Below are 17635 nucleotides of genomic sequence, written 5' to 3'. Positions count from 1 at the left end.
CTGCATCTCAATAGTTTACGGCTATGGCACATCGCTTGCTTTCCTCTCCCCAGACCACGGCGCCGTCGCGCCCGATGATCAGGGGAATCTCATTTTGCCAAAACCGACTCATCCCGCCGCGCTGTCGCTTCTCGCCCGCTCGAGCCTTGTCGCCTTGACGCTGGCCTGCGCGGTCCCCGCCCTTGCCGGGCCGCGCGACGAGGACGCTGCAAAGGCCGTTGCCACGGTAACCGCCGCGCCCGATCCGGAGGACGATCCAACCCAGTCCCAGGCCGATATCGTCGTGACTGCGCAGCGCCGCGAGCAGCGGCTCCAGGACGTGCCGACGGCGATCACCGCGATCAGCTCTACGCAGTTCAGCGAGGGCGGGATCGGGCGTTCGGCGAACGAAGTGCTCAATCTGGTGCCCAACGCTTCGGCCGGGACCCAGCAGCATGGCCGCCCGCGCTGGTGGATCCGCGGCGTCGGCGCCGGCCAGCAACAGCTCGACCTGGCGAACCCGGTCGGCTTCTATCTCGACGATGTCTATATCAGCAACGCCAGCGCCACCGGCCTGCCGCTGTTCGACATCGAGCGCGTCGAAGTGCTGCGCGGGCCGCAGGGCACATTATGGGGCAAGAACACCACCGGCGGCGCGATCAACGTCATCTCGAAGCGCCCGTCGCTCACCGATGCCGCCGACCAGAATTATGTGAAGCTCGAATATGGCAGCTTCGACAACAAGATCGCCGAGGCCGGCATCGGCGCCGCGCTGATCCCCGGCGTGCTCGCGACGCGCATCTCGGCGCGGATCGACGATCGCGAGGGGCGCTTCACCAATGCGTTCACCGGCGAGAAGTCGAACGCGATCCGCGACAATGTCGTGCGCGGCCAGTTTCTGCTCGCCCCCGCGCCCCGTTTCGAGGCGCTGCTGAGCCTCCATTATCGCGATTACCAGACCGACGGCACCTATTGGACGACCGGCAGCTATGCGGCGAGCGGGATCGTCCGGAACGGCTATGCGCCCTCGACCGACAAGGACATGATCAGCACCAATGCCGGCGAGTTCAGCCGCAATTCGCAGTTCGGCGGGTCGCTGCATCTCGACTGGGACCTGGGCGGGCTCTCGCTGACGGCGATCACCGGCTATGAACGGTTCAAGACCCGCGGCGCGGGCGACAGCGACTATACCCCGCTGGAGATTTCACGCAGCTACACCCGCGCGCGCAGCCAGCAATGGACGCAGGAACTCCGCCTCGCCTCGCCCCAGTCGGATCGGCTGAACTGGATTCTGGGGCTCTATTATTTCAACGAGAAGATCGACTCCGATGCCTATTCGGCGAGACTCCCGGACGGTTCGGTCCCGGCCCGCCCGGGCAGCACCGCGACGGTTGCGTATGCGTTGACGCACTATGATCACCGCGCCGAAAGCGGCGCCGCGTTCGGCAGCGCGACGTTCGACTTTACCGATGCCGTGAAGCTGACCATCGGCGCGCGCTGGACCCGCGAGACCAAGACGCTCGACTTCGACCGTCGCGCCTCGGCCAATGCGGCGGGAACGGCATGGAGCAACACTGCCCAATGGTGGAACAGCTATACCGGCAGCTTCGGCGGCGCGGGCACCTTCTCGGGCAGTCTGCGCAAGACCTGGGACGCCTTCACATATGACGTGACCCCGTCCTGGACGGTGGCGCCCGACAATCTGCTCTACGCCAAATATTCGCACGGGGTGAAATCGGGCGGGTTCAACACCGCCGCGACGTTGCCGGTCGCGCTCGCCACGGTCGCGCCGGAGGAACTCGACGCGTTCGAGCTGGGGTATAAGTCGCAATGGTTCGACCGGCGGCTGACGGTCAACGCCACGGTGTTCCATTATGACTATCACAATGTGCAGATCAACGTGGTCGGGCCGAATCCCGGCGCGGTCGGCGGTGCCACCGTCTCCTATCTGCAGAACGCCGAAAAGGCGCACGTCAACGGCGCCGAGTTCGAGATCGACGCGACTCCGGTCCAGGGGCTGCGGCTGACCAGCGCGGTGGGCATCCTCGACACCAGATATGACACGCTCCAGGTGGTGAACGGCGGCGCCAACCTGGCGGGCGCACGGTTCGTGCGGGCGCCGAAGCTGACGCTCAACGGCAGCGCGACTTATACGGTCGGGCTGGGCAGCGGCGGCACGGTCGATCTGGTCGCGGATGCCCGCTACACCTCGCGGCAATTCTACTACATCACGCCGCAGGATGTCGTGAACCGTTACCTGCTGACGCAGAAGGGCTATACGATCGCCAATGCCCGGATCAGCTACACCCCGGCGGGCGAGCGGGTCACGCTGTCCGCGTTCGTGAACAACCTGCTGGACACCGACTATCTGAACCACGCCCTCCCCGCCGCCAACGCGGCGCAGGGGATTACCGGCGACACGGTCGCCTGGGCCGATGGCCGCACCTATGGCGCGTCGCTGATCGTGCGCTTCTGAGAACCGGGCGGGGGGGGTGCCGCCCTCCCGCTCCCGGGCGCAAAAAAGGGCGCCGGTGACATGCCACCGGCGCCCTTTCTCAACTCCGCCGCGTGTCACTCCGCGGCGTGCAACAGCACCTCCGCCTTGCTCCCGAGCAGCGGCAGCACTTCCTCGCCGACGCGATAGGCTTCCTCGAGATGCGGCGTGCCCGCGAGGATGAAGGCGTCGGTCCCGCGCGCGATCAGATCGTCCAGCCGCGCGGCGCATTGCTCATAGCTCCCGACGATGCCGAGCGCCGGCCCGCCACGGAGCAGGCTGAATCCGCCCCACAGGTTCGGCGCGACGATCAGGTCGTCATAGCGCGTCGCCTCGCTGGGCCGCAGCGCCTGTTGCCGCGCGGCGCCCACCGAATCGGTCGGGCCGCCGCGCGCCTGGTTGCGCCGCTCGGGGCTCAGCCCCTCAAAGCCTGCGCGCACCTCGGCCCAGGCCTCTTCCTCGGTGGCGCGCGCGACCAGATCGACGCGCACGGCGCATTTCTGCTCGCCGCCCAGCGCCGCGGTGCGGTCCTTCACCCGCGCGAACTTGTCGGCGAGCTGGTCGAACGGTTCGAGCCAGGACAGGTAATAGTCCGCGTGCCTGGCAGCGGATTGCAGCGCCGCGTCGGACGAGCCCGAGAACCAGATCTCCGGCACTTCCTCGCGCGCGAGCAGCGGCGAAAGGCCCCCGTCCTGCACCTGATAGAAGCGCCCGTCATAAGAAAAGCCCTCCCCGCTCCACACGCCCTTGAACACGTCTAGGAACTCGGTGGTGCGGCCATAGCGGTCGTCATGGCTGAAGCGGTCGCCCCACCAGAGCTGCGAAGGGCCGCCGCCGCCGGTGATGATGTTGAACACCGTGCGCCCGCCGGTCGCGCGCTGGAGGCTTGCCGACATCCGCGCGGCATGGACCGGGTTCAGGAAACCCGGCTGGAACGCGATCATGAAGCGGAACGTCCGGGTCTCGCGCGCGAGCAGCGGCGAAATCACCCAGGGGTCGTCGGTGTTGGGGAAGGACGGGATCAGCCCGCCGATAAAGCCCACGCTCTCCGCCGCGCGCGCGATCGCGCTGAGATGGTCGACATAGCGGAAGCCGTCGTCCGCGCCGCTCCGATCGAGCCCCGGCGCGACGTTGCGCGGGCTGATCGGCGACCAGTCGCCCCGGTCATAGGCAGTATCGCGCAGGCTGCCGTGGCAGCCATGGCTGGGCAGGCGCCAGTAGAAATCGATGGTCATGGCAACAGCTCCTCAGGCAGCGACCGCCACGCGCTCGGTCAGCGCGCGGAAGCGGGGAAGGACGTGCTGGCCGATGCGATAGGCCTCCTCGAGCGAGGAGGGCGCGGCGAGCACGAAATGGCGCAGGCCCAGCGCGGCGAGATCCGCCAGCCGCTGGGCGACATCGGCATAGGTGCCGACAATCGCGGTGTCGGGGAGTCCGGCGCGGCCCGCCTCGCGCCGCGCATCGGCGGAATCCTCGCGCGCCAGAACGTGCTGGATGACACCGAACCCGACCGAGCGGCTCGCATGGGCCGCCAGCGCGTCGAGCGTCTCGACGTGCGCGCGCAGCGCCGCGGGCGTGTTTGCGGCGAACAGATGCACGTCCGCAGTGCGCGCGGACAGCGCCAGCGCCTCCTCGCTCTCGCCCTGCAGGAACACCCTGGGGAAGGCGACACCGTTGAGCGGCGCGGTGAACCCGCCGCCCTGCACTTCGAAATGCGTACCGGCGAAATCGAAGGGCTGCTGGCCATGCACGCCGCGCGCGACCGTCAGGAACTCGTCGACGCGCGCAGGGAGCGCCTCGTCGGGAACCTCGTCCCCCTCACGCGCCCGCGACGCAGCGTCCGCATCCTTCGCGATGGCCCAGCCGAGCCGCCCGTGTGTCTGGCGCTGGAAACTCACGGCCTGTTTGGCGGCATAGACCGCCGAGCCCGACGACGCCGGGAACTCGGGGATCAGCCCCAGCCGCGGCACTTCGCGCGCGATCGCGGCGGCGACGATGTTGCTGTCGTCCGATTGCGGGCGATGCGGCAGGAACAGCCCGTCGAACGCCGTCTGCGCCGCGGCCTGACCGACCTGGACGTAATAATCATAGCGATTGAGCGCCGGCGTGCGGACGTCGCGGAACCGCCCGGACGGCCGCGCGCCGGGTTCCGATCGCGCCGCATCCTCGGTCACGTCGAGTTGCCAATAGGTCTGGATCGTCATGCTGCATTCCTCTCGGTTACAAACGCGGGTTGGCCGAGGCGATCGGCGAACAGCGGCGCGATGGGATGATCGGGCGTGCGGGCCATCAGCGCACCTCCCGCCCGGGCAGCCGGACCAGGTTCGACGGCGTTCCCGGCGCGGCGGTAAGTTCGGCGAGGATCTCATCCTTCAGCCGGTGGAGCAGCGGCGCCGAGCGGTCGCGCGGGTGCGGCAGGTCGACCTCGACGATCCGCCGGATCCGCCCGGGATCGGGCGCCATCACGACCACGCGGTCGCCGAGATACAGCGCCTCCTCGACATCATGCGTCACCATCAGCATCGTCGAGCGCTGCGCCATCCAGATGCGCTGCAGCTCGTTCTGGACGCGGACGCGCGTGAGGGCGTCGAGCGCGCCGAGCGGCTCGTCGAGCAGCAGCAGCTTGGGTTCGGTCACCAGCGCCCGCGCGATCGCCGCGCGCTGCGCCATGCCGCCCGACAACTGGTGCGGATAGGCCGATTCGAAGCCGGTGAGGTTCACCAGCGCGATATGATCGGCGACGATCGCCGCGCGCCGCGCCTTGGGCACATCGGTATTGAGCAGCGCCAGTTCGATATTCTGCGCCAGCGTCATCCACGGGAACAGGCGATGATCCTGGAACACGATGCCGCGGTCGAGGCTGGTGGTGGACACGCGCTCGCCATCGAGCCGGATTTCGCCGCGATAGTCGTCATCGAGCCCGACGATCAGCCGCAGCAGCGTCGATTTGCCGCAGCCCGAGGCGCCGACGATGCTGACGAACTCGCCGGGGCGGATGTCGAGGCTGATCCCCTCCAGCACCGCGCGCGGCTCGCCGCCGATCGTGAAGCTCTTGTGCAGGTCGCGGATCGTTAGCGCGCCGCGTGCCGCGGGCACCGGATTGGCGACCGGGCGGGGGAGTTTTTCGTGGATCATCGGACTCTCCATTTCAGCGCAGGTCATGTCAGCGCAGCGGCGGTTGCCAGCGCAGCAAATGCCGACGCAGGCGCAGGAACACTTGGTTGATCGCGAAGCCGAGCGCGGCGGTGACCAGGATCGCGACAAGGATGATGTCGAGCCGCTGCTGGGTCTGCGCGAGCTGCATCGTCACCCCCAGCCCGCCGCCGACCCCCAGCAGGATCTCGCTCGCGATCGACGCGATCCACGCAAAGGCCAGCCCCTGGGTCAGCCCGGTGAGGATCAGCGGCATCGCCGCGGGCAACAGGATCAGCCGGAAGCGTTGCGCGGGGGTGAAGCCATAGATTTGCCCCACCTCGACGAAGCGCCGCTCGACGCCCGCGACGCCTTCGAAGCTGTTGAGCAATGTCGGGAAGAAGGCCGACAGGCTCACCACGATCAGCTCGGTGCCCCGTCCGGTGCCGACCCACAGTCCGAGCAGCGGCAGCCAGCCCATCAGCGGCACCTGCCGGATCGCCTGGAGCAGCGGATTGAGCGCGCGGTCGAGCGGGCGGAAGATCGCCATCGCGACGCCCAGCGCGATCCCCAGCGTGCCGCCGATCGCAAGCCCGCTCAGGCTGCGCGAGAGCGTCGATGCCATGTCGGCGACCAGAGTGCCCTGCACCGCCAGCTCGACGAACCCGGCCCCGATCGATTCGAGCGGGGCAAAGGCCAGCGCGTGCGCGCCCCCCGACAGGGCTTGCGATTGCCACCAGACCAGGAACAGGACGGGTGCGACCAGCCCGATCGCGGCACGGCCCCAACAGCGCGAAAGCAGCGCCTTCATGCCGCCCTCCAGCGCGATGCGCGGCGCTCGATGGCCTTGGCACCACGATCGAGCGCGAACCCGATCACCCCGCTGACCACCACCCCGGCGAGCACCACGTCGATGCGAAACATCTGACGCCCCATCTCCATCATCTGGCCGATGCCGCTGTCCGCCGCGAGCAGTTCGGCGGCGATCAGCACCACCCAGGCGCGCGTCAGCGCCACCCGCAGCCCGGTGACGACGGCAGGCAGCGTCGCGGGGACGAGGATCCGCCAGATCAGGTCGGGCAGCCGGGTGCGATAGACGCGCGCGACTTCGAACCAGGCGCGGGGGACGCTGCGGATCGCGTCGAACGCGGCGAGCGCCACCGGGAAGAACGCCGCGAGGATGACGATCACGATCTTGAACTGCTCGTCGATGCCGAGGAAGATCACCAGCATCGGTACGAACGCGATCACCGGAACCTGCCACACCGCGAAGAAGAACGGCGCGAACAGCGCCTCGGCGATGCGCGACAAGGCGATCGCCGCGCCAAAGGCCAGCCCCGCCACTGCCCCGATCGCAAAGCCTAGTGCAAGCCGCGTCATGCTGTCCGCGACATGGCGCTGCAACTCGCCCGTCTGTGCCAGCGACCAGAGCGTCGCCCCGACTTCGCTCGGCGGCACCAGCACCTGCGGCGGAAACACCCCGCTGACGCTGGCAAGCTGCCACAGGCCGAGCAGCGCGATCGGCGCGAGCAGCGACGCCAGCGGCGATTGCCGGCGCGCGGGGAGCGGCGCCGGGGCGCGAAGGGCTATGCTCGCCATCAGGATGCCTTGGCCGCGCTGGCCTGCGCCTGGACGGGCGTGGTTGGGCTCCAGAATCCCTCGAGCCGGGCATCGCGCAATGCCGGCGCCACGAACCTTTGGTCGATCAGCGCGTCGACATCGATCTTGTTGCGGACCAGCCCGCGCGCAAAGGCATAGTCGGCGACCGAGCGATAATGCGCGATCACGTCACGCGTGAAGGTCGGCGAGAAGCGCTCGCGCCACGGGATGCCGTCATTGGCATAATCGCGGGCGATGATTTCGACCGGCATCGACCCGCGCGACGAGTCCTTGATCACGCGATCGCGATTGGCGTCCTGCGCGGACCAGGCGGCGGCGCGGACATAGGCGTCGACCACCAATTGCGTCAGCTCGGGATTGGCATCGACGAAATCGCCGCGCCCGAACAATTCGGCGCGCATCCGCCAGTCGGCGGGCGCCTGCTTGGTCGACCAGATCACCCGGCCCGCGCCCTTTTGCTCGAGCAGCAGCCCGTCGGAGAGCAGGAAGGCGGCATCGATGCTGCCCGACGCGAGCGCCGCGGGGGTCGCCGCGGGGTTGATGTTGACGATCTTGAAGTCGCTTTGCTTGAGCCCGCTGGCGTCGAGCAGCTTGGAGAAGGGCAGTTCCCAGGGCCGCCCGCGATGCAGCGCGATCCGCTTGCCCTTCAGCTCGGCGATACTGTTGGCGGCCAGGCCGTTGCGAACCACCAGATAGCTGTGCTGCCCCTGCCCCACCGGCGTCACCAGCCGCAGCGGGACGCCGCCCGAAATCGCGATGATCGCGGGGAAATCGCCATAGGACGCGAAGTCGATACGCTTTCCCGAAAATCCTTCGTTGATCAGCGGGCCGCCGACGGCAGTCGGAACAGGGGTGAAGGCGAGCGCCACGCCGCGCTTCGCCAGTTCGGCCTTGAGCCAGCCCTCGCGGATGACCACGCCGGTCAGGCCGTTAAACGCCTGTTTGCCCTCGAAGGGATAGGCGATGCCCGCGATCGTCACGGTCTTCGGCGCGGACGCCGCCCCGCCCCCGCGGAATGGAAAGGCCAGCAGCGCCACCACCGCAATCAGCGCGGCCGCGCCGATGGCCCAGGTCAGGATCGATTTGGGTCTTGGGATCGCCACGCGTCACTCCTTTTCCGGGGATCGATGCACTTCACGTGCCAAAAGCCCTGCGGGAGGCGCGCCGTCGCCGAACGCGCCGCTTGCGCGCGTGCCGCTGCGCAATTCGGTGCAGTGCATCCGCCCGGGCTGCGCGAAATGCAGCGGTTTCGGTGCGGTGGCGGGCCGCGGGCTTGCCGCGCAACTTGGCATGCGCTTAGCTGACTCACTGGCGCCGGAAATCGCCCGGTTCGCGGGAGCCCGCGTACCTGAAGGAGCTGCGCTTCGACGCGCGCCCGCTGGACGCCGCTTTGCGCTGCCGGGCGGCTGCCGACACCGACACACTGGCGCTCGTCTAAAGCCCTGCTAGGCCATGCAATTCATTTCCTACTTAATCGGTAGGAGATTTGCTGCTACCATTGCGCGACAGGTCTGGAGGGATCCGATGGTCGCAGTGTCGCGTACCGAAAACGCCGAGAGTATCGAGATCGGCCTGGCGGCGCACAAGCAGCCGGGCGGGCGGCCGGTGCTTGCATTCGATTCGGACAAGCATCATTCGGTGGGGCCGCGCGCGCGCGCGTTCGTCTTTTCCGATCCGCAGTCGCGCGCGCTCATCCCGCTCATTGAAAAGACCGCGCCGAGCGAAGCCAATATCCTCGTTATCGGCGAGACCGGCACCGGCAAGGAGCTGGTCGCGCGCTATGTCCACTCGCTCAGCGACCGCGCGCAGGGCGCGTTCATCGCGGTGAATTGCGGCGCCTTTTCCGAATCGCTGATCGAGGGCGAGCTGTTCGGCACGGAGAAGGGCGCCTATACCGGCGCGCATTTGGCCCGCCCCGGCTGGTTCGAGGCGGCCAATGGCGGAACGCTGTTCCTCGACGAGATCGGCGAGATGCCGCTGTCGCTCCAGGTCAAGCTGCTGCGCGTGCTTCAGGAACGCGAAGTCGTCCGCCTCGGCTCGCGCACGCCGATCCCGCTCGACGTGCGGGTGATCGCCGCGACCAATGTCGACTTGCATCGCTCGGTCGCCAACGGGCTGTTCCGCCCGGACCTTTATTACCGGCTCCAGGTCGTGACGCTGCCGTTGCTGCCGCTGCGCGAGCGCCGCGCCGACATCCTGCCGCTCGCGCGCCATTTCCTCCAGGTCTATGGCGACAAGATCCAGCCGCGCCGGCTCGAACTCGGCCCCGCCGCGGAAGAGGCGCTGTACCGCCACGACTGGCCGGGCAACATCCGCGAACTGGAGAACGCGATCTTCCGCGCCACTCTGGTCTGCCAGGACGGGATGATCCAGGTGCCGGACCTCGGGCTGTCGGGCATGGCCTATGGCGCGCCCGCGCTCGCGCCGCTCGATCCGGAGGGTGCCGTGCTGGAGGACATCGTCCGCCCGCTGGTCGATACGCTGCTCCGGGGCGAACATGACGCGATGCTCGATCGGCTGGTCGGCGCAGTCGTCACCGAGACGTTCAACCGCTGCGCGTCGAACCAGATCAAGACCGCGGCCGCGCTGGGCGTCACGCGCAACGTCGTGCGCACGCACCTCAAGAATTTCGGCCTGATCTGACGCTGCGGTGAAAACGCAGCAATCGCGCTGATCAATACCCCGCAATCCCGCGCACGCCAGCCTGGCCGCGGGCGAGCCTCCCCTCCCAGCTTCGTCTTGGCACGCTCTTTGCTCCTTCCTCGGCGGCGTTTCGCAACGCTTCGGCACCCCACCACCGCACGGGAGCAAAGACCATGACGACACCCGATCCGACCCTCGACGAACTCTGGTTCACGCGCTGCCCGGTCCCGACCGCCACGGGGATCGCGTACAAGCTCGGCTGGCTGACAGAGGAATTCGCCCCCGATGGCATCACCGTCCGCACCTTGCAGGAATCGGGCTCGGAGCTGGGCCGCCATCACTATGACCACCGCCTGCCGACGCTGATCCGCGAAGGGGGCAACATGCTCTCGATCGCCGCGCGCGCGCAGGGCGAGCCAACCCGGCTGATCGGGCTGACCTGGATCGAGGAGAGCCAGCGCATCCTCACCCGCCCCGACACCGGCATCCGCAACGCCGGCGACCTCAAGGGCCGCCGCCTCGCGCTGCCGGGCTGGTCGCACAACGACATCCCCAGCCATGTCCGCGGCACCAGCATCGCGCGCGGCATGTCGCTGGCGGGGTATAAGGGCGCCCTTGCCTCTGCCGGACTCAGCCTCGACGATGTCGATCTGGTCGAAGTGCCCGACCGGCTGCGCAACATCGGCGGCAGCGGGCGCGATCTCGGCCCGCGCCGCTCGGGGCTCGGGCGGTTGTGGCCGATCGATGCGCTCGTCTCGGGCCATGTCGACGCGATCTACGTCAAGGGCGCCTCGGCGCTCGACGGTGCGCGCGAGGCCGGGCTTGTCGTCGCGGTCGACCTCGACGCGCTGCCCGATCCGCGCTTCCGCGTAAACAACGGCACGCCGCGCCCGATCACCGTCCACCAGCATCTGCTCGACGCGCATTTCGACGTGCTCGTGCGCTTCCTCGCGGTGACGCTGCGCGCCGCGGACTGGGTGAAGGCCGAGCCCGACAAGCTCCGCGCGATCCTCGAGTTCGAGACCGACGCGAGCCCGGAGGCCGTCGACCAGGCCTATCGCCACCTCCACGAAGGGCTCCACCCGACGCTCGACGCCGATCGGCTCGCTTTGTTCGAGCAGCAGAAGAAATTCCTCTTCACCCACGGCTTTCTCGATGCCGATTTCGCGCTCGCCGACTGGGTCGACCCGCGCCCCCTCGAAGCCGCGCGTGCGCTCAACGCGCGTCGCAACGCCCCCCTTGTACTCGCCTGACAGGAGACACAGCCATGTCCGACCATCCCGGCCTTTCGCCCGAAACCATCGCCTTCATCGCCGCGCAGGAACAGGATGCCCGCCGCGCCTTCCGCCTGCTGCGCGAAACCCGCACGATCTCGGCCAGCGGGACGCTGTTCCTGGCCGTGCGCATCCCCGGCGAAGACAAGATCATCACCTTCAATTACCTCGGCCTGTGGGCCGACGATCCAGATCAGCCGCAGACCGCGGTGATCGATTTCCAGGGCAACAGCTATTGGCACAACAAGCCCGGCGGCGCCGCGCGCTATGCCAAGCTGTTCCGCACGCATGCCGGCGTCCAGGCGATCAGCCACGTCCACACCCCGCATCTGGGCGCCTATTCGCAGGCGCACGCCAAGCTGCCGCTGCTCTACGTCCCCAACCGCCGCTTCCGCTTCAGCAGCGAGCTGCCGGTCTATATCAACCGCCGCCAGCCCGAGGTCGATTTCATCGTCGATTCGATCGAGGCCGATCGCGAAGTCCCCGGCATCGTCGAGGCGAATGGCGGCGCGACGGTGTGGAGCTGGAAGGGTCTGCGCGATCTGGTGAACAATATCGTGCTGCTGGAGGAAGGCGCACAGTTCCAGATCCTCGCCGCCGCGCTCGGCGGGTCGCAGCCGTTCGGGCCGGGCGTGCTCGAACAGCAATGGAAGATGGGCAAGCTCGTCCCCCCCGATGCCAGCGTCTCCGACGACGGCACCATCCATTACGCCACCGCCGCCGCAGCGGAATGAGCGGGAGCGACCGTCCGGGATCAGCGCCCGCCGCCAACTCGCCCTCGGGGTGTTCCTGACCCGCCACGGCCACCATCCGGGGCATGGCGCCAACCCGGCGCGGCCAATAGCGGAAAGCCCGATTTCCGCTATTGGGCCGGGCTCGCCCAGACGGCGGAGCGCGGCAAGTTCGACATCGCCTTCTTCGCCGATTTCGTCGGGCAGGCGGGCGCCAGCACCAGGGGGATCGAGCGGCGCCACGCCTTTCTCGATTTCGAGCCGCTGACGCTCTCCGCTGCGCTCGCGGCGGTGGGCGCAGGACCATCCCGCGAAGTGCGCCGCTATCTGGCGCGCGAGACCGATGCGACCGAATATCGGGTGTCGGTGGCCCATGGCAACGATGCACGGACCCGGCTGCGCACTGATCTGGCCGCCCCGACCGCCTGACCACTCGCGCGGCGCCGACGGGCCGCGTGTCGGCGACTGGCCACGCAATCGTGCTTCACCTACCGTGCGAGCTACCGCGGCCCTCGCCCCGATTCGCCGGAAGGATTCCCATGCGCCTGTTGCCCCTGCTCGCCGCGATCGTCGCGACGCCCGCCGCCGCGCAGACCGTGCCCGTCCCGCCGGTCGTCGCCACCCCGCCCCGGCCCCAGCCTGCGGCGAACATCATCGTCGAGCCGGTGGCGATGATGATCGCGGCGTTCGATGCCGATGGCGATGCCCGGGTGACGCGCGGGGAATTCGACGCGGGGCTGCGCCGCAGCTTCGATTCGATCGACACGCGGCGCACCGGTTCGCTCGGCTATATCGCCTTTTCGGACTGGGCGGAGCGCTGGCTGGGCGACCGCAACACGCTGCCCAGCCCGTTCGAAACCGATCGCGACGGCGACAATCGGATCACCTTCGACGAGCTGTCCGATCGTTTCGCGATGTTCTTCGCGCGGTTCGATACCGACAAGGACGGGGTGCTCGTCCGCCGCGAACTGGTGACGATCCGCCCGCAGATGTTCCAGCCCGAATCGCGCAAGGGCAAGCGCGGGCGCGCGCCGGGCAATTGATTCCCTAGCGTCCGACACACAAGCCCGGCTAAGCCACTGCCAATGGCTTCCGATCACGATCACGCGCACCACCACCACAGCCATGCCCCCGCCGATTTCGGCAGGGCCTTTGCGCTGGGAACCGCCCTCAACCTCGCCTTTGTCGTGATCGAGGGGGGCGCGGGGCTGTGGACCGATTCGGTCGCGCTGCTCGCCGATGCCGGGCATAATCTGTCCGACGTGCTCGGGCTGCTCGTCGCCTGGGCCGGGGCGGAACTGGCCAAGCGGCCGGCGTCGAAGCGCTTCACTTATGGCTATCGCGGCAGTTCGATCCTCGCCGCGCTGGCGAACGCGGTGCTGTTGCTCGTGGCGGTCGGCGGCATCGCATGGGAAGCGGTACAACGCTTCGCCGCACCGCCATCGATCGACGCCGTCCCGGTGATGGCGGTCGCGGCGGTCGGCATCGTCGTCAATCTCGGCACCGCGCTGCTGTTCGCGCGCGGGCGCAAGGGCGACATCAACATTCGCGGCGCGTTCCTCCACATGGCGGCGGATGCAGCGGTCTCCGCCGGAGTCGTGATCGGCGCGGGGCTGATCCTCATCACCGGGGCGGGCTGGATCGATCCGGCGATCAGCCTGGTGATCGTGGTCGTCGTGCTGTGGAGCACCTGGGGGCTGCTGCGCGAATCGCTGGTGATGGTGCTCCAGGCGGTGCCCGCGCGGATCGATGTCGATTCGGTGCGCAGTGCGCTGGGCGCGCTGCCCGGCGTGGCGCGGGTCCATGATCTCCACATCTGGCCGATGAGCACGACCGAAGCCGCGCTGACCGCGCATCTGGTGATGCCCGCGGGCCACCCCGGCGACGCATTCCTGCGCGACCTTCAGCATCGGCTGGCGCATGATTTCGAGATCGACCATATCACGGTCCAGATCGAACTCGGCGAGGGCGCCGAATGTCGTCTGCATGGGGACCATGCGCATGATTGAGTCGCCCGGGGGGGCACAGGGCGAACCCATCCGGCTCGTGATCTTCGATTTCGACGGCACGCTATCGGACAGCGGCGACTGGTTCCTGTCGGTGATCGACGAGCTTGCCGCGCGCTATCGTTTCCGCACCGTCACGCCCGAGGAAGTGCCAGCGCTGCGCCATCGCAGCTCGCGCGAAGTGATCGAGTATCTCGGCATCCCGCGCTGGAAACTGCCGCTGATCGCGCGTTATCTCCGCCGGATGATCGGTCGCAACGCGCACCAGATCGAGCTGTTTCCCGGCACCCCCGACCTGCTCGGGCAGCTCGCCGACATGGGCGTGCGAATCGCGCTGGTCACGTCCAATTCCGAGGCGAATGCGCGGAAAATCCTGGGGCCGGCGCATGCCGCGCGGATCGAGTGTTTCTGCTGCGGCTCGTCGCTGTTCGGCAAGGCGCCCAAATTCCGCCGGGTGCTGCGCCGAATGCGTATCCCTGCCGCACAGACGCTGGCGATCGGCGACGAGACCCGCGACATCGACGCCGCCCGCGAAGTCGGGATGCGCGCCGGATCGGTGCTATGGGGCTATGCCAGCGAAGAGGCGCTGACCGCGATGAAGCCCGATACCAAGTTCCGCACTCCGCAGGACATATTGGATTTCGTCGCGCGCCACCGCTGAGGCGGCGCCCTCACTCGAAATGCACCGCCAGCCAGACGCTCGGGCGGTCCTTTGCGGTCCAGGTCACCCAATGCCTCTGCCCGCGCGCGATCCACAGCGCGTCGCCGGGGTGTAGCGCCACTTCGTCCGAATCCTCGATCCGCAGCCCGGCAGCACCCTGCAGCAGCAGCACCCACTCGTCGCTATCCTGCACCATCGGCGCATCCTCGGGGGTCGACTGGCCGTGCGACACGATCCGCTCGGCTCGCACGCCGGGCCGCGCGAGCAGTTCGGTGAAAGCCTCGGCACGCTTGGCGGCGGGGAGCCCGGTCAGGAGGTTGCCGACCTGCACCTTGAAGCGCGGCTTTGGTTTCGGTTTGGGCTTGGGTTGGGGTTTCGGCTTCGGCGCCCCCTTGGGCTTCACCGCACCCGGCGTCGTCTCAGCCGACTCGCCCCAGGTCGCCCGCGTCGCATCGCGCAGCCAGGCGTCGACCGCATCGGCATCCGCGGTCAGGCCATCCTCGCCGATCCCCAACACCGCAGCGCCTCCCGCATCCTTCAACCCATACAGCCCGAAATCGCCGCCGGGCTTGCGCCGCCGCGACGTGACCAGCTTCAACCCGCGATGCGCCGCCATCGCGCGCAGTGCGTCGTCGCGTTCGCTCAACCTGTCTCTCCCTCGACTTCGCGCGCACATGGGGGCAAGGCGCACCGCCATGTCCACCCGTTTCCAGTTCACGATCCACGCCACCGACGGCAAGGCCCGTCTGGGCAGCATTGCCATGCAGCGCGGCGAGATCCGCACCCCCGCCTTCATGCCCGTCGGCACCGCCGCCACCGTGAAAGCCATGAAGCCGCAGGATGTGCGCGCATCGGGCGCCGACATCCTGCTCGGCAACACCTATCATTTGATGCTGCGCCCCACCGCAGAGCGCGTCCACCGGCTGGGCGGGTTGCACAAGTTCATGGGCTGGGACCGCCCGATCCTCACCGATTCGGGCGGCTATCAGGTGATGAGCCTGTCCGAACTCACCAAGCGCAGCGAAGAGGGCGTCGCCTTCGCCTCGCATCTCGACGGCTCGCGCCACCTGATGAGCCCCGAACGCTCGATGGAGATCCAGCGGCTGCTCGGCTCGGACATCGTCATGGCGTTCGACGAGCTGGTCCCCACCACCGCCACCCGCGACGTGCAGGCAAAGGCGATGGAGCGATCGATGCGCTGGGCGAAGCGCAGCCGCGCGGGCTTCGATTCGGGGGAGGCGCATGCCGCGCGCGCCGCGCTGTTCGGCATCCAGCAGGGCGCGCTTGACCAGGATCTGCGCAAGTCCTCCGCCGATGCGCTGAAGGACATCGGCTTCGACGGCTATGCCGTCGGCGGCCTCGCGGTCGGCGAGGGGCAGGAGGCGATGTTCGGCGTGCTCGACTATGCGCCGGGCCAGCTCGACGCCGCCAAGCCGCGCTATCTGATGGGCGTCGGCAAGCCCGACGACATTGTCGGCGCGGTCGAGCGCGGGATCGACATGTTCGATTGCGTCCTCCCCACCCGTTCGGGCCGCACCGGCCAGGCTTTCACCCGCTCCGGCCCGATCAACATCCGCAACGCGCAGTTCGCCGAGGATCAGGGGCCGCTCGACCCGGCCTGCGCCTGCCCGGTCTGCGCGACGTCGAGCCGCGCCTATCTCCACCACCTCGTCCGCGCAGGCGAGATTTTGGGGGCGATGCTGATGACCGAGCATAATCTCTATTTCTACCAGGCGCTGATGGCCGATCTGCGCGGCGCCATCGGGGACGGACGCCTCACCGCGTTCGCCGATGATTTCCGCGCGCGCTATGTTCGGCAAAAATTAGCTTAACCATCAAGTGTTTCGCCGTGGGACGCGGCGAAATCCGGGCGCGCGCGGCTTGCCGAAAGGCGATATGGGCCGGGCCATGTTCTGGCGGCGTTTCACTCGGATGCAGGCACGGGGGCTGGCGGCGGCGGTACTCGCGTCGCTGATCGGTGCCGGATTCTCGGCGCAGGCGCTCGCCCCCGACCTGCCCGGCGCGCCCAGGCAGGTCGCCGCAACCGGCTATGAAGCCGACGATCATTTCCCCGGCGCGGCCTATTATACCGCGATCGACGAACAGACGGCCGCGAGCGCCGGCAGCACCGGCACCACCGCGCTTCCCGACCTGCCCGTGCCGGAGAACGCCGTGGTCGACACCTCGATCCAGCCCGCCACACCCTTCCGCCTGGCAGGCAGCGCGACCGACAAGGCGCGCGCGCTCCAATGCCTGACCAGCGCGATCTATTACGAAGCCGCCAACGAGCCCGATGCCGGCCAGCGCGCAGTCGCGCAGGTGGTGCTCAACCGCGTCCGCCACCCCGCCTTCCCCGCCAGCGTGTGCGGCGTGGTGTTTCAGGGGTCGGAGAAAAGCGGTTGCCAGTTCAGCTTCGCCTGCGACGGCGCGATGGCGCGCGGCGCGCCCGGCCGCGCGGCATGGCTGCGCGCGGGCCGCGTCGCCGCCGATGCGCTGGGCGGAGCGGTGTTCGCGCCGGTCGGGCTGGCGACGCATTATCACACCTATGCGGTCACCCCGTCGTGGAACCGCGGGCTGGTGATGACCGGCGTCTATGGCGCGCATTTCTTCCACCGCTGGAAGGGCTGGTGGGGCACCCGCGCCGCGTTCAGCCAGCCCTATCGCGGGCACGAGCCGCTCCCCGCCCCGCACCCGAGCGCGCTGCCCGATGTCCTCGCCGAAGCGCAGCCGCCAGTGGCGACGCCCCAGCAAGCCGCCACGCCGCGCCCCGCGGTACAGCCCGATTATGCAGACAGCGGCACCCCGCTCGCCGCCTATGCCCGCCCCGCGAACGACGAGTCGCAGATTCTCGACAAGTGGAAGGACAGCGGCAAACCGCTGCGCTGACCCCAGCGAAAGGCAGGGCAATCCCATATGGCATCGGGCAAACATACACGCCGTCACCCCAGCGAAGGCTGGGATCCATTCAGCCGCTCCGCTCGACCCAAAAGCCCTTACCGAGCACCGAATGGATCCTGACTTTCGTCAGGATGACTCGGTTTTTGCCCTATGCGATCACCCTGCAGCGAAAGGGGCCCCGCCATCGCTGGCGGAGC

General features: G+C 68.4%; 17 protein-coding genes. 10 read left to right on the top strand and 7 right to left on the bottom strand.

The features are described from left to right. Positions 1 to 94 precede the first annotated feature (94 nt). Positions 95 to 2455: a TonB-dependent receptor gene (locus TS85_RS00705; RefSeq protein ID WP_044329816.1), complete on the top strand. Its 2361-nt coding sequence runs from the start codon at positions 95 to 97 to the stop codon at positions 2453 to 2455. A 95-nt stretch (positions 2456 to 2550) separates the two neighbouring features. On the opposite strand, the gene TS85_RS00700 is transcribed toward TS85_RS00705, so the two are convergent. The 6 genes from TS85_RS00700 to TS85_RS00675 all read right to left on the bottom strand — a co-directional run bounded on the left by TS85_RS00700 (position 2551) and on the right by TS85_RS00675 (position 8328). Next, positions 2551 to 3708 (bottom strand): LLM class flavin-dependent oxidoreductase, encoded by a 1158-nt coding sequence (locus TS85_RS00700; RefSeq protein WP_044329814.1) that lies wholly within the window; start codon positions 3706 to 3708, stop codon positions 2551 to 2553. 12 nt (positions 3709 to 3720) lie between these two features. Further along, the gene (locus tag TS85_RS00695; protein ID WP_052507651.1) at positions 3721 to 4677 is read right to left on the bottom strand and encodes an LLM class flavin-dependent oxidoreductase; all 957 of its coding nucleotides are present in this window, start codon (positions 4675 to 4677) and stop codon (positions 3721 to 3723) included. 85 nt (positions 4678 to 4762) lie between these two features. After that, positions 4763 to 5608, bottom strand: a complete 846-nt coding sequence (locus TS85_RS00690; protein WP_044335596.1) for an ABC transporter ATP-binding protein — start codon at positions 5606 to 5608, stop codon at positions 4763 to 4765. 28 nt (positions 5609 to 5636) lie between these two features. After that, positions 5637 to 6416: an ABC transporter permease gene (locus tag TS85_RS00685; protein WP_044329812.1), complete on the bottom strand. Its 780-nt coding sequence runs from the start codon at positions 6414 to 6416 to the stop codon at positions 5637 to 5639. Continuing rightward, positions 6413 to 7204 carry an ABC transporter permease gene (locus TS85_RS00680; protein ID WP_044329810.1) on the bottom strand — a complete coding sequence of 264 codons (792 nt, stop codon included), beginning with the start codon at positions 7202 to 7204 and terminating at the stop codon, positions 6413 to 6415. The genes TS85_RS00685 and TS85_RS00680 overlap by 4 nt, the downstream gene beginning before the upstream one ends. Continuing rightward, on the bottom strand, positions 7204 to 8328 hold the full coding sequence (locus TS85_RS00675; protein ID WP_077228376.1) for an ABC transporter substrate-binding protein: 1125 nt from the start codon (positions 8326 to 8328) through the stop codon (positions 7204 to 7206). The genes TS85_RS00680 and TS85_RS00675 overlap by 1 nt, the downstream gene beginning before the upstream one ends. 421 nt (positions 8329 to 8749) lie before the next feature. Between TS85_RS00675 and TS85_RS00670 the strand changes: the two genes are divergently transcribed. The 7 genes from TS85_RS00670 (at position 8750) to TS85_RS00645 (ending at position 14540) form a co-directional block, all read left to right on the top strand. Further along, positions 8750 to 9868, top strand: a complete 1119-nt coding sequence (locus tag TS85_RS00670) for a sigma-54 interaction domain-containing protein (protein ID WP_077228375.1) — start codon at positions 8750 to 8752, stop codon at positions 9866 to 9868. A gap of 173 nt (positions 9869 to 10041) precedes the next feature. Beyond that, positions 10042 to 11121, top strand: coding sequence for an ABC transporter substrate-binding protein (locus TS85_RS00665; protein ID WP_044329808.1), 1080 nt, complete (start codon positions 10042 to 10044; stop codon positions 11119 to 11121). Between the two features lie 14 nt (positions 11122 to 11135). Next, a complete protein-coding gene (locus TS85_RS00660; RefSeq protein ID WP_044329806.1) occupies positions 11136 to 11876 on the top strand; it encodes a class II aldolase/adducin family protein in 741 nt (246 codons plus the stop codon). Between the two features lie 288 nt (positions 11877 to 12164). Next, positions 12165 to 12302, top strand: a complete 138-nt coding sequence (locus TS85_RS25910) for a hypothetical protein (protein WP_193790686.1) — start codon at positions 12165 to 12167, stop codon at positions 12300 to 12302. Positions 12303 to 12412: 110 nt separating this feature from the next. Next, a complete protein-coding gene (locus TS85_RS00655) occupies positions 12413 to 12916 on the top strand; it encodes an EF-hand domain-containing protein (RefSeq protein WP_044329803.1) in 504 nt (167 codons plus the stop codon). Between the two features lie 42 nt (positions 12917 to 12958). Beyond that, positions 12959 to 13882, top strand: a complete 924-nt coding sequence (locus tag TS85_RS00650) for a cation diffusion facilitator family transporter (RefSeq protein WP_044329801.1) — start codon at positions 12959 to 12961, stop codon at positions 13880 to 13882. Further along, the gene (locus tag TS85_RS00645) at positions 13875 to 14540 is read left to right on the top strand and encodes an HAD hydrolase-like protein (RefSeq protein WP_044335591.1); all 666 of its coding nucleotides are present in this window, start codon (positions 13875 to 13877) and stop codon (positions 14538 to 14540) included. Before TS85_RS00650 ends, TS85_RS00645 begins: the two co-directional genes overlap by 8 nt. Positions 14541 to 14550: 10 nt before the next feature. On the opposite strand, the gene TS85_RS25955 is transcribed toward TS85_RS00645, so the two are convergent. After that, positions 14551 to 15186, bottom strand: coding sequence for a cupin domain-containing protein (locus TS85_RS25955; RefSeq protein ID WP_227698611.1), 636 nt, complete (start codon positions 15184 to 15186; stop codon positions 14551 to 14553). A 49-nt stretch (positions 15187 to 15235) separates the two neighbouring features. Between TS85_RS25955 and tgt the strand changes: the two genes are divergently transcribed. Together tgt and TS85_RS00630 are read left to right on the top strand one after the other, a co-directional pair. Continuing rightward, positions 15236 to 16372 (top strand): tRNA guanosine(34) transglycosylase Tgt, encoded by a 1137-nt coding sequence (tgt, locus tag TS85_RS00635; RefSeq protein WP_044329799.1) that lies wholly within the window; start codon positions 15236 to 15238, stop codon positions 16370 to 16372. 76 nt (positions 16373 to 16448) lie between these two features. Next, positions 16449 to 17426: a cell wall hydrolase gene (locus tag TS85_RS00630; RefSeq protein ID WP_227698610.1), complete on the top strand. Its 978-nt coding sequence runs from the start codon at positions 16449 to 16451 to the stop codon at positions 17424 to 17426. The last annotated feature ends 209 nt before the right edge of the window (positions 17427 to 17635 follow it).

The sequence above is a fragment of the Sphingomonas hengshuiensis genome, assembly GCF_000935025.1.
Taxonomy (GTDB): domain Bacteria; phylum Pseudomonadota; class Alphaproteobacteria; order Sphingomonadales; family Sphingomonadaceae; genus Sphingomonas; species Sphingomonas hengshuiensis.
Note: the sequence above shows the minus strand (reverse complement) of the source record. Positions and strands in the feature narration are given on the sequence as shown.